This is a genomic window from Caballeronia sp. RCC_10, assembly GCF_041360715.1.
GTDB classification, from domain to species: domain Bacteria; phylum Pseudomonadota; class Gammaproteobacteria; order Burkholderiales; family Burkholderiaceae; genus Caballeronia; species Caballeronia grimmiae.
Genome location: NZ_JBFUPT010000001.1, coordinates 823,306 through 838,910, shown reverse-complemented (window position 1 = coordinate 838,910; position 15,605 = coordinate 823,306). Strand labels below are relative to the sequence as shown.

Below are 15,605 nucleotides of genomic sequence, written 5' to 3'. Positions count from 1 at the left end.
GAACGGTCAGGCAGCGTCCTGAATATTCGATGCCTGTTTGCCCTTCGGTCCCTGGACGATCTCGAAAGAAACCTTCTGGCCTTCCTTGAGCGTCTTGAAACCGTTCATTTGAATCGCCGAGAAATGTGCGAACAGATCCTCGCCGCCTTCATCGGGCGTGATGAATCCGTAGCCTTTCGCGTCGTTGAACCACTTGACCGTACCAGTAGACATTCGTACTTCCCCTCTAACTCTCGTCGCAACCCGAGCACGTTTGAAAAGCTCGACGGCCCACCCCACAAGCCAACCGCCCCTCCTCACTAGCTCACCTCGGCCTTTTTTGCCCGGAGGCCCCCGGAAAAAAGTGCCAGTTTGATTGTTGAATCTCTTAAATCGAGTGTCAAGATTTTTTTAGGATAGAGCTTATGCTCGTTGCAGAGAACGCATTCGTAGGGTAATTCCTGCTCCGCGTGTGGGCCTCCGTCCAAGCAAGCCATCTTGAAAAGTCGCATAATCGACTCACTTGTGTGATACGCCCGGCGGCCCGCCACGGTGTCTTCGATTGTTTTTTTTGAAGCTGTGCGATACTGGTTTCAACGAGATGCAAGCGGGCCGCGCCGAGATTCCTGGGCGCCGGCGGGATTCGATGGACGGTAGCTGCGCAAGGCGCGTTTCAGTAACCCTTTCCGGTTTTAGGCCGGTGCTGGAGCGGCAATTGCGAGAGCGCCCGTGTTGTTTAGAATGGGTGTATGGCGATTAATCCCAACAAGCAGGATGGCACGGTACTCGAGCGGCAGGAGCAGAAGCTCAAGAAGCCGGCGATGTACAAAGTGGTGCTGCTGAATGACGACTTCACGCCGATGGAATTCGTCGTGATGATCGTGCAGGAATACTTTAGTAAAGATCGTGAGACTGCGACGCAGATCATGCTGAAGGTTCATCGCGAGGGCAGGGGAGTTTGTGGGGTCTACACGCGGGACATTGCGTCGACCAAAGTTGAGCAAGTCGTTAGCCATGCACGGCAGGCGGGGCATCCGCTGCAGTGCGTGATGGAGGAAGCATGATTGCCCAGGAACTGGAAGTCAGTCTGCACATGGCGTTTATGGAAGCACGTCAGGCGCGGCACGAGTTCATTACGGTCGAGCATCTTTTACTGGCCTTGTTGGACAATCCGACCGCCGCTGAGGTGTTGCGCGCCTGCGCAGCAAACATCGAAGATTTGCGTCAGAACCTGCGCAATTTCATTCATGACAACACGCCGACCGTGCCCGGCACGGACGACGTCGATACTCAGCCGACGCTTGGTTTCCAGCGCGTGATTCAGCGCGCGATCATGCATGTGCAATCGACCTCGAACGGCAAGAAGGAAGTGACCGGCGCGAACGTGCTCGTCGCGATCTTCGGCGAGAAGGACTCGCACGCGGTCTACTACCTGCAGCAGCAGGGCGTGACGCGTCTCGATGTCGTGAATTTCATTTCGCACGGCATCGCGAAGACGAACAGCGGCGACGCCGCGAAGGCGAACAGCGAAGCGAATCCGGAATCGGAAGACGCCGCCGCTCAGAAGGAAACGCCGCTCGCGCAGTTCACGCAAAACCTGAATCAGCAGGCGAAGGACGGCAAGATCGATCCGCTGATCGGCCGCGAGCTGGAAGTCGAGCGCGTCGTGCAGGTGCTCTGCCGCCGCCGCAAGAACAATCCGCTGCTCGTGGGTGAAGCGGGCGTCGGCAAGACGGCGATCGCCGAAGGCCTCGCCTGGCGCATCACGCGCGGCGAAGTGCCGGACATCCTCGCGGATGCGCAGGTCTACTCGCTCGACATGGGCGCGTTGCTCGCGGGCACGAAGTATCGCGGCGATTTCGAGCAGCGCCTGAAGACGGTGCTGAAGGAACTGAAGGAGCGTCCGCACGCCATTCTGTTCATCGACGAGATTCACACGCTGATTGGCGCGGGTGCGGCATCGGGCGGAACGCTCGACGCATCGAACCTGCTGAAGCCGGCGCTGTCGTCGGGTCAGTTGAAGTGCATCGGGGCGACCACGTTCACCGAATATCGCGGCATCTTCGAGAAAGACGCGGCCTTGTCGCGGCGTTTCCAGAAGGTGGACGTCACCGAGCCGTCGGTGGAGCAGACGGTCGCTATCCTGCGCGGTCTCAAGTCGCGCTTCGAAGAGCATCACGGCGTGAAGTACTCGTCGGGTGCGTTGTCGGCGGCGGCTGAGTTGTCGGCGCGCTTCATCACGGATCGTCATTTGCCGGACAAGGCAATCGACGTGATCGACGAAGCGGGCGCGGCCCAGCGCATTCTGCCGAAGTCGAAGCAGAAGAAGACCATCGGCAAGAGCGAGATCGAAGAGATCATCTCGAAGATCGCGCGCGTGCCGCCGCAGAGCGTGTCGCAGGACGACCGCAGCAAGCTGCAGACGCTCGATCGCGATCTGAAGGCTGTCGTGTTCGGCCAGGACCCGGCAATCGATGCGCTGTCGGCATCGATCAAGATGGCGCGTGCGGGTCTCGGCAAGCTGGACAAGCCGATCGGCGCGTTCCTCTTCTCAGGGCCGACCGGCGTCGGCAAGACGGAAGTGGCGAAGCAACTGGCGTTCACGCTTGGCATCGAGTTGCTGCGCTTCGACATGTCCGAGTACATGGAGCGTCATGCGGTGAGCCGCCTGATCGGCGCGCCGCCGGGCTATGTCGGATTCGATCAGGGCGGGTTGCTGACCGAGGCCGTCACGAAGAAGCCGCATTGCGTTCTGCTTCTGGACGAAATCGAGAAGGCGCATCCGGACATCTACAACGTGCTGCTGCAGGTGATGGACCATGGCACGCTGACGGACAACAACGGACGCAAGGCGGATTTCCGCAACGTCATCATCATCATGACGACGAACGCGGGCGCCGAGACCATGGGCAAGTCGGTGATCGGCTTCACGTCGCGCCGCGAGTCGGGCGATGAAATGGCCGACATCAAGCGCATGTTCACGCCGGAGTTCCGCAACCGTCTGGACTCGATCATCAGCTTCCGTTCGCTGGATGAGGAAATCATCCTGCGCGTGGTCGACAAGTTCCTCATGCAACTGGAAGATCAGTTGCACGAGAAGAAGGTTGATGCGGTCTTCACCGATGCGTTGCGCAAGCATCTGGCGAAGCACGGTTTCGATCCGCTGATGGGAGCACGTCCGATGCAGCGTCTGATCCAGGACACGATTCGCCGCGCACTCGCCGACGAACTGCTGTTCGGCAAGCTGCTCAACGGCGGCCGCGTGACCGTGGATGTCGACGCGGAAGACAAGGTGCAACTCACGTTCGACGAGAACTCGGCGCCGCCGCGTAATCCGAATCCTGAAGCGATCGAAGTGGATTGATTGCGGCAGACAGAAGCAAAAACGGCGCGGTTTCCACCGCGCCGTTTTTTTTTCGCCTTGAGCAACGTAAAGCTCAGTGCTTGCCCGTGCTCCCGAATCCGCCCGCGCCGCGTTCGCTCGCTTCGAAATCGTCGACGATATTGAACTCGGCCTGCACCACCGGCACGATCACGAGTTGCGCAAGCCGCTCCATCGGATTCAGCGTGAACGCGGTATCGCCGCGATTCCACGTCGAAACCATCAACTGGCCCTGGTAATCCGAATCGATCAAACCGACGAGATTGCCCAGCACGATGCCGTGCTTGTGACCGAGGCCCGAGCGCGGAAGAATCAGCGCGGCATAGCCGGGATCGGCGAGATGGATGGCAAGACCGGTCGGAACCAGCACCGTCTGATGCGGTTCGATCACGAGCGGCGCGTCGAGACAGGCGCGAAGGTCGAGGCCCGCGCTGCCGGGTGTCGCGTAGGCGGGCATGAAGTCGCGCATGCGCGCGTCGATAATTTTGACGTCGAGTTTCATGGTCAGGCTGAACGGCCGAGCGCAAACGCGTCGGCTAGAAGTTGATAGGACCGGGTGCGCGCGGCGTAGCTGCCGGCGACCGTCAGGACGATAAGCTCGTCGGCGTTGAATTGTTCCTGCAGCGCATGCAGCTTGTCGGTCACGCGCTCCGGCGTGCCGATGATGCTGCGTGCTTTCTCCTGCGCGATCACGGCGAGTTCGCGCTCGCCGTAGACCTGCGAGATGCCTTGCGCGATCGACGGTATCGGCTGATTCAGGCCGTAAGCCATTTGCACGCGGCGCAGATCGACCGCGCGTTCGAGCGCTTCGGCTTCCTTGTCTGTATCGGCGCAAATGACGAAGACGGCCGCCGCGAGATACGGCGTCTGCTCATGCCCGGCGGTGAAACGCTCGCGATACGCCTGCGCCACCCGATGCCCGTACTGCGCGTTGATGAAATGCGCGAACGCGTAGCGTATGCCGAGTTGCGCGGCCAGCAGGCCGCCGAAGTCGCTGGAGCCGAGCATCCAGAGTTCGGGGCGCGTGTCGATCTGCGGTTGCAGCAGCACGCCTTTGGCGAGGGAATCGTCGGGGATGTTGCCGCTGAAAAGCGCAATCAGTTCCGCGACCTGCTGCGGGAAGATGTCGCCGCGATTGTAGGAACCCGAAGCGACGGCCTGCGCGGTCCGCATGTCGCCGCCCGGCGCGCGGCCGACGCCCAGATCGACGCGATTCGGGAACAGCGCTTCGAGCATCAGAAACTGCTCGGCCACCTTGAACGGGCTGTAGTACGGCAGCATGACGCCGCCCGAGCCGATGCGGATGCGCTTCGTCAGACTGCCGATGCGCGCGAGCATCACTTCCGGGCACGGGTTCGAGACGCCGTAGAGACCGTGATGCTCCGCGCACCAGTAGCGCGTGTAGCCGAGACCATCGGCGAGCTGCGCGAGATCTAGCGTGGCCGCGATCGCATCCGCGGCCGTGTGGCCGTGGATGACCGGCGTTTGATCGAGAACCGATAGCTTCGTCATGGCTCAGGAGAAGAGCGTGCCGGCGCGCGGCGCACGTTTGGCGATTTCCCCGATCAGCGTGCGCGCGAGAAGCTGCTTGTCGGCGCGCGGCAGCGGCGTGGCGCCCGATGCTTCGAACAGCACGACTTCGTTATCGTCGCGGCCGAAGGTGAGCGGGCCGAGATTGCCGATCAAAAGCGGCACGTTCTTGCGCTTGCGCTTCTCTTCGCCATGAACGTCGAGATCGGCGCTTTCCGCTGCAAATCCAACGCAAAAGGGCGGGTTTGGCAGCTTCGCCACGGACGCGAGAATGTCCGGATTTTCGACGAAGTCGAACGACGGCAGCGGCTGCCCCGGCGCCTTCTTGATCTTGTGCGCGCTCGCGTGATCGACGCGCCAGTCCGCGACGGCCGCCACCGCGATGAAAATGTCCGCGTCGGCCGTGGCTTCCATGACGGCGTCGTACATCTGCTGCGCGGTCTGCACGTCCTCGCGATACACGCCCCACGGTGTGGCCAGCGACACCGGACCGGCGACCAGATGCACGTCCGCGCCCGCCTGCGCCGCTGCGCGCGCCAGCGCGAAGCCCATCTTTCCCGACGAACGATTCGTGATGCCGCGCACCGGATCGAGCGGCTCGAAGGTCGGTCCGGCGGTGATCAGCACGCGCTGGCCGCGCAGAATTTTCGGCTGGAAAAACGCGCAGATGGCTTCGAACGTCGCCGACGGTTCCAGCATGCGTCCGTCGCCCACTTCGCCGCACGCCTGCGAGCCGGAATCCGGACCGAGCACTTCGATGCCGTCATCGCGCACTTGCGCGACGTTGCGCTGCGTTGCCGGGTTCTGCCACATCTGGCGATTCATCGCGGGGACGACGAGCAGCGGACAATCACGCGCGACGCACAGCGTGGAAAGCAGGTCGTCGCACATGCCGTGCGCGAGCTTCGCGATGAAGTCGGTGGAAGCGGGCGCGACGACGATCGCATCGGCCTCGCGGGACAGGTCGATGTGCGCCATGTTGTTCGGCATGCGCGCATCCCATTGCGACACGTACACCGGACGGCCCGAGAGCGCCTGCATCGTGACGGGCGTGATGAACTGCGTCGCCGCTTCGGTCATCACGATCTGCACCGTCGCGCCAGCCTTGACGAGCAGCCGCGTGAGCTCGGCGATCTTGTAGCACGCGATGCCGCCCGTCAGCCCCAATACGAGATGTTTGCCTGCGAGTTCCAACTTGCCTCCGTCGCAAAGAGGCGCGGCTTACGGATGAAGCCGCGCCGGAACATCATCGCGATCCGCGCACGCGCCGCAGTTCGTCGAAAATCAGCAGCACGGCGCCGATGGTGATCGCGGTATCGGCGAGATTGAACGCCGGCCAGTGCCACGCGTTGACGTGGAAGTCGAGAAAGTCGATCACGTGACCGTACGCGAGGCGATCGATCACATTGCCGATCGCGCCGCCCATGATGAGCGCGAGCGCCGTGCAGAAAAGCCGTTGTGTGGCGTTCTTCTTGAGCAGATAGCAGATTACGGCCGCCGCCACGACGCCCAGCGCCGTGAACGCCCAGCGTTGCCAGCCGCCCGCCGCCGCGAGGAAGCTGAACGCCGCGCCGCGGTTATAAACGAGCAGCAGGTTGAAGAAGGGCGCGAGCGCATGAGGCTCGCCGTAGGCGAACACCTTCTGCACTGCGATCTTCGTCAACTGGTCGAACAGGATCACGATCAGCGCGATTCCGAGCCACGGCGCGAGCGATCCGCTGGAAGAGGTTTGTTTCGCCATCGTTCTCGTTGCCATTATGCTGCGCCTCGCGTTTCGCCAGCGCCGAAGAGGTTCGAGAAGCAGCGGCCGCACAGCCCCGGATGCTCCGCATGCGAGCCGACGTCCGCGCAGTAGTGCCAGCAGCGCTCGCACTTCATGTAGCTCGATGCCGTCACGTCGACGCCTTCTTCCGCTTCGCTCGCCACTTGCGCGACTTGCGCCTGGGACGTGATGAGCACGAAGCGCAACGCATCGCCGAGACTGGCGAGCGCGTCATAACGCGCGCCGCTCGCCCGCACGACGACTTCCGCCTGCAGCGACGAGCCGATCAGGTTCGCCGTGCGCGCTTCTTCGAGCGCCTTCGTCACGTCGCCGCGAGCGGAGCGGATCAGCGTCCACTTGTCGAGCAGCTCGCCTGCATTCGCGATGTCCGGATACGCGTGAAAGACTTCGGTGAAAATCGTGTCCTGACCGGGCTTCAGCACCTTGTACGCTTCTTCCGCCGTGAACGACAGATACGGCGCGACGAGACGCAGCAAGCCATGCGCGATGTGATACAGCGCGGTCTGCGCGCTGCGGCGCTCGCGCGAGGCGGGCTTCATCGTGTAGAGACGGTCTTTCAGCACGTCGAGGTAGAAGCCGCCCAGGTCTTCGGAACAGAAGGTCGCGAGCTTCGCGACGACCGGGTGGAATTCGTACTTTTCGTAGTGCGAGAGCGCGTCGTCCTGCAAATTGCGCGCGAGCGCGATCGCGTAACGGTCGATCTCGAGCCAGTCCTGCACCGGCACCGCATCACGGTCGAAGTCGAAATCCGACAGGTTCGCGAGCAGGAAACGCAACGTATTGCGGATACGGCGATACGTCTCCGTCACGCGTTTCAGAATTTCTTCGGAGATGGCGAGCTCGCCGGAATAGTCCGTCGATGCGATCCACAGGCGGATGATTTCCGCGCCCAGGCGGTTCGCCACTTCATGCGGATCGACGCCATTGCCGAGCGACTTCGACATCTTGCGGCCTTCGCCATCGACGGTGAAGCCGTGCGTCAGCAGCGCGTCGTAGGGCGGGCGGCCGTCGAGCATCGACGCGGTGAGCAGCGACGAATGGAACCAGCCGCGATGCTGGTCCGAGCCTTCCAAATACAGATCGGCGGGGAACTGCAGTTCGTCCTTGTGCGAGCCGCGCAGCACGTGCCAGTGCGTCGTGCCGGAGTCGAACCACACGTCGAGCGTATCGCGGTTCTTCTCGTACATGTTGGCGTCGTCGCCGATCAGCTCGCGCGGATCGAGCGATTGCCACGTCTCGATGCCGCCCTGTTCCACGCGCTTCGCTACTTCTTCCAGCAATTCGAGCGTGCGCGGATGCAGCTCGCCGGTTTCCTTGTGCACGAAGAACGCCATCGGCACGCCCCATTGGCGCTGACGCGAGAGCGTCCAGTCCGGGCGGTTCGCGATCATGCTGTAAAGACGCTGCTTGCCCCACGCCGGGTAGAACGCCGTGTTCTCGACGCCTTCGAGCGCGGTCTCGCGCAGCGTCTGGCCGCCGTCCTTCGGCTTCACGTCCATGCCGGCGAACCACTGCGAAGTTGCGCGATAGATGATCGGCGTCTTGTGACGCCAGCAATGCATATAGCTGTGCGTGTACTTTTCCGTCTTGAGCAGGGACCCGGCATTGTCGAGCGCGCCGACGATTTCCGGATTCGCCTTCCAGATCGACAGCCCGCCGAAGAGCGGCAGCGATTCGATGTAGCGGCCATCGCCCATCACCGGATTGATGATGTCCGAATCCGCCATGCCGTGCGCCTTGCACGACACGAAGTCTTCCACGCCATACGCCGGCGACGAGTGCACGATGCCCGTGCCGCTTTCGGTCGTCACGTAGTCGCCGAGATAGACCGGCGACGTGCGCTTGTAGCCCGGATGCGCCGCTGCGAGCGGATGATGGAAGCGCAGGTTGGCGAGCTTCTCGCCGGTCGTCGTCGCGATGACGTCGCCCGGCAGGCCGTAGTTCTGCAGGCACGCCTCGACGCGTTCCTGCGCGAGGATCAGCAGGCCGCGCGGCGTATCGACGAGCGCATACACGATCTCCGGATGCACGTTCAACGCCTGGTTCGCGGGAATGGTCCAGGGCGTCGTCGTCCAGATGACGATGCCGCCTTCGGTCTTCGGCAGCGACGGCAGGCCGAACGCGCGCGCGGTCTTTTCCGGCTCCGCGAACGCGAACAGCACGTCGATGGTCGGATCGGTCTTGTCCTTGTATTCGACTTCCGCCTCGGCCAGCGCCGAGCCGCAATCGAAGCACCAGTTCACCGGCTTCAGGCCGCGAAACACATAGCCCTTCTCCATGATCTTCGCGAGCGCGCGGATTTCACCGGCCTCGTTGACGAAGTTCATGGTCTTGTACGGATTGTCCCAGTCGCCAAGCACGCCGAGACGACGGAAGCCGATCTTCTGCTTCTCGATCTGCTCGCTTGCGTAAGCGCGCGCCTTCTGCATCACTTCGGCGGCGGGCAGCGACTTGCCGAACTGCTTTTCGATCTGGATTTCGATCGGCATGCCGTGGCAGTCCCAGCCCGGCACGTAGACCGCGTCGAAGCCCGCGAGATTGCGCGCCTTGACGATCATGTCTTTCAGGATCTTGTTGACGGCGTGACCGAGGTGGATGTCGCCGTTCGCGTACGGCGGGCCGTCGTGCAGGATGAACTTCTTGCGGCCCTTCGAGGCGGCGCGGATCTTCTCGTAGATCTTCTTGTCCTGCCATTCCTTCACCCACGCGGGCTCGCGCTTCGGCAGGTCGCCGCGCATCGGGAAGGGCGTATCGAGCAGGTTGACCGGATATTTCGAGGAGGCTTTCTCTTTCTTGTCGCTCATGAGTGACTCAGTGAATTCGGTGAGACGGCGCTTGCAAACGGCGCGCGATGATTCGAAGACGGGGCAGCGGGCGATGCGGCATGCATCGCGCGCTCACCTAATTCGGTCGGTGGCCGAAATGGCGAAGCCCGTGGCGCGGCTGCCGGCGTTGCTCGCGGGCGGCAGGCCGAAATAGGCGCGCGTGTTGTCGACATCTTTCGCGATGGCGGCGGACAGCGTTTCGAGGTCGATGTACTTTTCCTCGTCGCGCAGCTTCTTGAGGAATTCGACGCGCACGAGCCTGCCGTACGCGTCGCCGTGCCAGTCGAGCACGAAGACTTCGAGAAGAACGCGGCCGGAATCGTCGACGGTCGGGCGAAGGCCGAGACTTGCCACTGCTGGCAGCGGCTCGTCGGCGAGGCCATGCACGCGCACGACGAAGATGCCCGATGCGGCCGGGCGCTTGTGCGCGATCGGCAGATTGAGCGTGGGAAACCCGAGATCGCGGCCGAGCTTCGCGCCATGCACGACGTGACCGCTGATGACATACGGACGCCCGAGCGCGAGATGCGCGGCGTCGAGATCGCCCGCGACGAGCGACGCCCGCACCGACGACGACGAAATGCGCGCGCCGTTCGGATGCGCGACGGTGGCCATCTGTTCGACTTCGAAGCCGTACTGGTCGCCGGCCGCCTTCAGCGAGGCGAAGTTGCCGGCGCGTTTCGCGCCATAGCAGAAGTCGTCGCCGACCATGACCCAGCGCGCGTGAAGGCCATCGACGATGACGTTCTTCACGAACGTATCCGGCGACTGGCTCGCGAACGTGTGATTGAAATGCTCGACCACCACGCGATCGACGCCATTCGTGCGCAGCGCTTCGAGCTTGTCGCGCAACATCGCGATGCGCGGCGGCGCGCCCGCCGGATTGAAGAACTCGCGGGGATGCGGCTCGAAAGTCATCACGCAGACCGGCAGCCCGCGCGCGTCGGCGGCGGCACGCACGCGCGCAAGCAGCGCCTGGTGGCCGCGATGGACACCGTCGAAGTTGCCGATGGTCAGTGCGCAGGGCGCCCGGCTCTCGGCGTTGGGGAGGCCGCGGAAGACTCTCACGATAGGCTTGGTCGGTGGGAGGGCTGATGCCGCAAAGCATTCGATTATAAACGCTCGCACGCGGAGACGGTTCCCGGGCCGCGCGGCGGCGCTTGCAAGGGTTCACTGGCGGTTCGCTGTCCTTTGGCACGATTTTCGCCGTCGCCAAATGATAAAATCGGCGGATGAAAAAAATCGTTATTCTGATTTCCGGACGCGGGAGCAACATGGAGGCCGTCGTGCGCGCGTGTGCGCGGGAAGGCTGGCCGGCTCGCGTGGCGGCGGTCATTTCCAACCGGCCCGATGCCGCCGGACTCGGCTTCGCAGCCGCGAACGGCATCGACACGGCGGTGGTCGATCATCGCGAGTTCGATGACCGCGCCGCATTCGATGCCGCGCTCGCCCGCGAGATCGACCGCTTCGAGCCGGATCTCGTCGTGCTGGCGGGCTTCATGCGCGTGCTCACCGATGCCTTCGTCGAACGCTACGCCGGGCGCATGCTCAATGTCCATCCGTCGCTGCTGCCGTGTTTTCCGGGTCTGCGCACGCATCAGCAGGCGCTCGACGCCGGCGTGCGCGTGCATGGCGCGAGCGTCCATTTCGTGACGCCGACGCTCGATCACGGACCGATCGTCGCGCAGGCCGCGGTGCCGGTCATCGCCGGCGACGATGCCGCCGCGCTCGCCGCACGCGTGCTCACGGTCGAACACATCATTTACCCGCGCGCGGTGCGCTGGTTCATCGAAGGGCGTCTTGCTATCGAGGGCGAACGTGTCGCCCTCACGCCGTCTGAGCCGCAATGGCTCTTTGCCGACATTGCCGGGGAGGGCGTATGAGGCTGCATGGATTTCTGATTGGTCAAACTGAAACGCTGCTGGCGGACGTGCTGCGCTTCGCCGGTCCCGCCGATGCCGCGACGAGCCGCTTTTTCCGCGCGCATCCGAAGCTGGGTCACGGCGAGCGTGGCGTGATCGCGGAGGCGGTGTTCGCGGTGCTGCGCCGGAAAATGGAGTTCTCGCATCTCGCGGAAAGCGGCGCCGGCAACCAGGCGCGGCGTCTTGCGCTGCTCGGGCTGATGCAGACCGCCGGTCTCAGCGCGCTGAAGCCGCACGTGTCGGCTGACGAGTACCAGTGGTTGTCGCAGGTATCGAAGATCGATCCGGCGAGCCTGCCGGTGCGCGTGCGCACGAATTTGCCGCAGTGGATTTACGACGCCATGGCGAAGCGCTTCGAGCCGGAAGAACTCGCGCAACTCGCCGCCGCGCTGAACTATCCCGCACCGCTCGATCTGCGCGCGAACCCGATCAAGGCGACGCGTGAAGCCGCGATCAAGGCGCTCGTCGAAGCGGGCATCGACGCGGGCGAAATGCCGTTCGCGCCGTTCGGCATCCGCGTGGACGGCAAGCCGGCGCTCACGCGGCTGCAGCCGTTCCAGGAAGGCTGGATCGAAGTGCAGGACGAGGGCAGCCAGTTGCTCTGCTCGCTAGTGGCGCCGCGCCGCGGCGAGATGATCGTCGATTTCTGCGCGGGCGCCGGCGGCAAGACGCTGGCGCTCGGCGCGATGATGCGCTCCACGGGGCGGCTGTATGCGTTCGACGTATCCGACCGCCGGCTCGCGAAGCTGAAGCCGCGCCTTGCGCGCAGCGGCTTGTCGAACGTGAACCCGGTGCTGATCGACAGCGAGCACGACGCGAAGATCAAGCGTCTCGCGGGCAAGATCGATCGCGTGCTCGTCGATGCGCCGTGCTCCGGCCTCGGTACGCTGCGCCGCAATCCCGACCTCAAGTGGCGCCAGTCGCCGGCCACGGTCGCCGAGCTGACGCCGAAGCAGTTGTCGATTCTGACGAGCGCCGCGCGCCTCGTGAAGACCGGCGGCCGTCTCGTCTATGCGACCTGCAGCATGCTCGAAGCGGAAAACGAAGGCGTCGTCGCGCAGTTTCTTGCGACGCATCCGAATTTCCGCGTCGTGCCCGCTCGCGACGTGCTCGCCGAGCAGCGCATCGATCTGGACACCGGCGATTATCTGTCACTGTGGCCGCACAAGCACGGCACGGACGGCTTTTTCGCCGCCGTGCTCGAGCGCGTGCCCGAAGCGAAGGCGCAGAAGCCGACGAGCGACGACGTCGGGGAACCAAGCGCTTAAGCGCCGATGCAGAGCCGCTTCCTGACGCATCTGTCCGAGCGCCTGTTCCGCGATTTCGGCGAGCCGGAAGCGCTCTGGCAGGTCGGGGCGCTGCTTGGTTTGCTCGTGATCGCGTGGTGGTGCGCGCGTGTGTTGCGCAAGAAGCTCGACGCGCGCCGCCAGTCGCGCTTCGAAGCGGTGCGATTCGGCGCGGAAAGCCTCAACAAGGCGCTCTTTCCGCTTCTCGGGATGGTCTTCGTGGCCATCGCGCAACTGACGCTGGCGCCGTTCATCCACACGGCGCTGTTGCGGCTCGCGCTGGTGCCGCTGTGCGGCATCACCGTCATCTACATGATGTTCTATGCCGTGCGCCGTGTGTTCCGAACGAGCGGCGGCGAGAGCGGGCACGAAGCGCACGCGTTGCTCTTCGTGTTCGAAAAGCTTGTCACGGTGCTCGTCTGGCTCGCCATGCTGCTCACGGTGATGGGCATTCAGGACGACGTGGTGCGCTGGATGGCGAGCGTGCGCTTCAATTTCGCCAACGCGCACATGACGTTGCTCTCGCTCGCCTCGGGCGTGCTGTGGGTCTGCGTGACGCTTATCGGGGCGATGTGGGCCGGCGCGCTCATCGACGAGCGCCTGATGCGCGCCCGCTCTCTCGATGCGAATCTCAAGGTAGTGCTGGCGCGCGTCGCACGGGCGCTGATGATTCTCGCGGCGGTTCTCGTGAGCCTGTCGATCGTCGGCATCGACGTGACGGTGCTGGGCGTGTTCGGCGGCGCGCTCGGCGTGGGCCTCGGCTTCGGCTTGCAGAAGATCGCGAGCAATTACGTGTCGGGATTCATCATTCTGCTCGACCGGTCGTTGCGGCTCGGCGACATGATCAGCGTGAGCGGCTCGCAGGGCACCGTCACGCAGATTCGCACGCGGTACACGGTCGTGCGCGGGCTGGACGGCATCGAAACATTGATTCCGAACGAAAAGCTCATCACCGATGTCGTACAGAATCACTCGTCGTATCTGACGCGGGGGAACGCGAAGATCGCCGTGCAGGTGAGTTATCAGTGCGACGTGGAACGCGCGATGCAACTGCTCGTCGAAGCAACGGAGGGCGTCGAGCGCGTGCTGCAGGACCCGGCGCCCGCTGCGCTGCTCGCGAGCTTCGGCGCGGACGGCATCAATCTGGAGCTGAGTTTCTGGATCGAGGATGCAGCCAAAGGGACCGGCGGCGTTAAGTCGCAAGTCAACCGGCGCGTTTGGCGGTTATTCTCGGAGAACGGAATTTCGATTCCGTATGCGCAGCGAGAAGTCAGAATCGTCCAAGGCGCGGCGGGCGATCGGTCGGAATGACCGATACGCGGCAACTTGACGGCGCGCAAGCGCCGCGAAGCGCCCTCTGATCGATGCATGGGCGTCATTCCTTCCGGTTTCGTAAGGAATCGAACGGAGAAGGTGGGCGTGAGATTTTTCTCGTTTGCCGTGGATTCAAAAAAATTCACCTTTACGACAAAGACTTGGAACGACTGCAGTAGAATGCGATCGAACTCGCGCGCACACCTTTCACGTGCCCGACAAGCCGGCCGCCTCGCGTTTCGGATTCACTTCGAAACGGTTTCAACCGGCCATTTTTCCCGAATTTCACAGCTACACAGGTAAACTGCCTTGCTGAATTCTTCCCTCGAATTTCTCGCCAACGGATTGCTCGACTTTTCTTGGTGGCAGATTCTGCTGTTCACGCTCGCGATGACGCACGTCACCATCGCCGGCGTCACCATCTATTTGCATCGCTGCCAGGCGCACCGCGCGCTGGACCTGCATCCCGTCGCAAGCCATTTTTTCCGGTTCTGGCTGTGGATGACCACGGGCATGCTGACCGGCCAATGGGCGGCGATCCACCGTAAACACCACGCGAAGTGCGAGACCGAAGAAGATCCGCACAGCCCGCAGACGCGCGGCATCTGGAAGGTGCTGCTCGAAGGCGCGGAACTGTATCGCGCGGAAGCGAAAAACGAAGAAACGCTGCGCCGCTTTAGTCACGGCACGCCGAACGACTGGCTGGAGCGCAACGTGTACACGCGCTATCCGATTCTCGGCATCAGCATCATGATGGTCATCGACGTCGCGCTGTTCGGCATCGTCGGGCTGTCGGTGTGGGCCGTGCAGATGATCTGGATTCCGTTCTGGGCGGCGGGCGTCGTCAACGGTCTCGCGCACTTCTGGGGCTATCGCAACTTCAATTCGGCCGACGCGAGCACGAACATTTTCCCGCTCGGCATCCTGATCGGCGGCGAAGAGCTGCATAACAACCACCACACGTACGCGACGTCGGCGAAGCTGTCGAGCAAGTGGTACGAGTTCGATATCGGCTGGATGTACATCCGCATTCTGTCGGCGATCGGCCTCGCCAAGGTGAAGAAGCTTGCGCCCACGCCGCGTCTGTCGGAAAGCAAGGCAGTGGTGGATCACGACACGCTGCAGGCCGTGCTGGCGAACCGCTACGAAGTGATGGCGCGTTACGGCAAGGCCCTCAAGCACGCCTACGCGCAGGAACTGGCGAAGCTGAAGGAAGCCGGCGCACGCGAGAAGTACCAGCTGATGCGCGGCGCGCGGAAGTGGTTCCACAAGGAAGAAGACGGCCTGAACGAACCGCAGCGCCAGCAACTGCCGGAACTGTTCTCGGACAATCAGAAGCTGCGCACGTACATCGAACTGCGCAAGGACCTGGCGGCGATGTGGGACCGCTCCAACGCCTCGCGCGAGCAACTGCTGGCTCAGTTGCAGGACTGGTGCCACCGCGCGGAACAGAGCGGCATCAAGGCGCTGCAGGATTTCGCGCTGCGTCTGCGTCGCTACGCTTTGTGAGCAATATCCGCTAAGATTTAAAGACGTCACAAGACCCCGCTCTGGCGGGGTCTTTGTTTTTGTGCGGCGGATTTC

General features: G+C 63.2%; 13 protein-coding genes. 6 read left to right on the top strand and 7 right to left on the bottom strand.

Annotated features, from left to right (window positions below; genetic code table 11):
• Positions 1-6: 6 nt before the first annotated feature.
• Positions 7-213 (bottom strand): cold shock domain-containing protein CspD, encoded by a 207-nt coding sequence (gene cspD / locus AB6804_RS03995; RefSeq protein ID WP_008351201.1) that lies wholly within the window; start codon positions 211-213, stop codon positions 7-9.
• 515 nt (positions 214-728) lie between these two features.
• On the opposite strand from cspD, the gene clpS reads away from it, so the two are divergent.
• Together clpS and clpA are read left to right on the top strand one after the other, a co-directional pair.
• A complete protein-coding gene (gene clpS / locus AB6804_RS03990) occupies positions 729-1,043 on the top strand; it encodes an ATP-dependent Clp protease adapter ClpS (RefSeq protein WP_370885300.1) in 315 nt (104 codons plus the stop codon).
• On the top strand, positions 1,040-3,343 hold the full coding sequence (clpA, locus tag AB6804_RS03985; protein WP_370885299.1) for an ATP-dependent Clp protease ATP-binding subunit ClpA: 2,304 nt from the start codon (positions 1,040-1,042) through the stop codon (positions 3,341-3,343). Before clpS ends, clpA begins: the two co-directional genes overlap by 4 nt.
• 73 nt (positions 3,344-3,416) lie before the next feature.
• Here clpA and dut read toward each other — a convergent pair whose 3' ends face one another.
• From dut to AB6804_RS03955, 6 genes are all read right to left on the bottom strand, one after another.
• The gene (dut, locus tag AB6804_RS03980) at positions 3,417-3,863 is read right to left on the bottom strand and encodes a dUTP diphosphatase (RefSeq protein ID WP_370885298.1); all 447 of its coding nucleotides are present in this window, start codon (positions 3,861-3,863) and stop codon (positions 3,417-3,419) included.
• Between the two features lie 2 nt (positions 3,864-3,865).
• Complete coding sequence (locus AB6804_RS03975) at positions 3,866-4,873, bottom strand: LLM class flavin-dependent oxidoreductase (RefSeq protein WP_370885297.1); 1,008 nt, start codon at positions 4,871-4,873, stop codon at positions 3,866-3,868.
• Positions 4,874-4,876: 3 nt separating this feature from the next.
• A complete protein-coding gene (gene coaBC, locus AB6804_RS03970) occupies positions 4,877-6,085 on the bottom strand; it encodes a bifunctional phosphopantothenoylcysteine decarboxylase/phosphopantothenate--cysteine ligase CoaBC (RefSeq protein WP_035968121.1) in 1,209 nt (402 codons plus the stop codon).
• A 52-nt stretch (positions 6,086-6,137) separates the two neighbouring features.
• The gene (gene lspA, locus AB6804_RS03965; protein ID WP_370885296.1) at positions 6,138-6,632 is read right to left on the bottom strand and encodes a signal peptidase II; all 495 of its coding nucleotides are present in this window, start codon (positions 6,630-6,632) and stop codon (positions 6,138-6,140) included.
• Positions 6,633-6,646: 14 nt separating this feature from the next.
• A complete protein-coding gene (ileS, locus tag AB6804_RS03960) occupies positions 6,647-9,478 on the bottom strand; it encodes an isoleucine--tRNA ligase (RefSeq protein WP_370885295.1) in 2,832 nt (943 codons plus the stop codon).
• A 93-nt stretch (positions 9,479-9,571) separates the two neighbouring features.
• Positions 9,572-10,567: a bifunctional riboflavin kinase/FAD synthetase gene (locus AB6804_RS03955; RefSeq protein WP_370885294.1), complete on the bottom strand. Its 996-nt coding sequence runs from the start codon at positions 10,565-10,567 to the stop codon at positions 9,572-9,574.
• Positions 10,568-10,731: 164 nt separating this feature from the next.
• Here AB6804_RS03955 and purN point away from each other — a divergent pair, with 164 nt between their 5' ends.
• The 4 genes from purN (at position 10,732) to AB6804_RS03935 (ending at position 15,530) form a co-directional block, all read left to right on the top strand.
• Positions 10,732-11,382, top strand: a complete 651-nt coding sequence (purN, locus tag AB6804_RS03950; RefSeq protein ID WP_370885293.1) for a phosphoribosylglycinamide formyltransferase — start codon at positions 10,732-10,734, stop codon at positions 11,380-11,382.
• Positions 11,379-12,689 carry an RsmB/NOP family class I SAM-dependent RNA methyltransferase gene (locus tag AB6804_RS03945; RefSeq protein WP_370885292.1) on the top strand — a complete coding sequence of 437 codons (1,311 nt, stop codon included), beginning with the start codon at positions 11,379-11,381 and terminating at the stop codon, positions 12,687-12,689. Before purN ends, AB6804_RS03945 begins: the two co-directional genes overlap by 4 nt.
• Before the next feature lie 6 nt (positions 12,690-12,695).
• Entirely contained in the window at positions 12,696-14,018 is a 1,323-nt protein-coding gene (locus tag AB6804_RS03940; RefSeq protein ID WP_370885291.1) for a mechanosensitive ion channel family protein, read from the top strand.
• A gap of 312 nt (positions 14,019-14,330) precedes the next feature.
• Positions 14,331-15,530: an acyl-CoA desaturase gene (locus AB6804_RS03935; protein ID WP_035968105.1), complete on the top strand. Its 1,200-nt coding sequence runs from the start codon at positions 14,331-14,333 to the stop codon at positions 15,528-15,530.
• Positions 15,531-15,605 lie beyond the last annotated feature (75 nt).

Excerpts from the sequence above, each read along its gene's own strand:
- ileS (WP_370885295.1), bottom strand. The coding sequence starts at position 9,478 with ATGAGCGACAAGAAAGAGAAAGCCTCCTCGAAATATCCGGTCAACCTG.
- AB6804_RS03975 (WP_370885297.1), bottom strand. The coding sequence starts at position 4,873 with ATGACGAAGCTATCGGTTCTCGATCAAACGCCGGTCATCCACGGCCAC.
- dut (WP_370885298.1), bottom strand. The coding sequence starts at position 3,863 with ATGAAACTCGACGTCAAAATTATCGACGCGCGCATGCGCGACTTCATG.
- clpA (WP_370885299.1), top strand. The coding sequence starts at position 1,040 with ATGATTGCCCAGGAACTGGAAGTCAGTCTGCACATGGCGTTTATGGAA.
- clpS (WP_370885300.1), top strand. The coding sequence starts at position 729 with ATGGCGATTAATCCCAACAAGCAGGATGGCACGGTACTCGAGCGGCAG.
- AB6804_RS03945 (WP_370885292.1), top strand. The coding sequence starts at position 11,379 with ATGAGGCTGCATGGATTTCTGATTGGTCAAACTGAAACGCTGCTGGCG.
- AB6804_RS03940 (WP_370885291.1), top strand. The coding sequence starts at position 12,696 with ATGCAGAGCCGCTTCCTGACGCATCTGTCCGAGCGCCTGTTCCGCGAT.
- purN (WP_370885293.1), top strand. The coding sequence starts at position 10,732 with ATGAAAAAAATCGTTATTCTGATTTCCGGACGCGGGAGCAACATGGAG.
- lspA (WP_370885296.1), bottom strand. The coding sequence starts at position 6,632 with ATGGCGAAACAAACCTCTTCCAGCGGATCGCTCGCGCCGTGGCTCGGA.
- cspD (WP_008351201.1), bottom strand. The coding sequence starts at position 213 with ATGTCTACTGGTACGGTCAAGTGGTTCAACGACGCGAAAGGCTACGGA.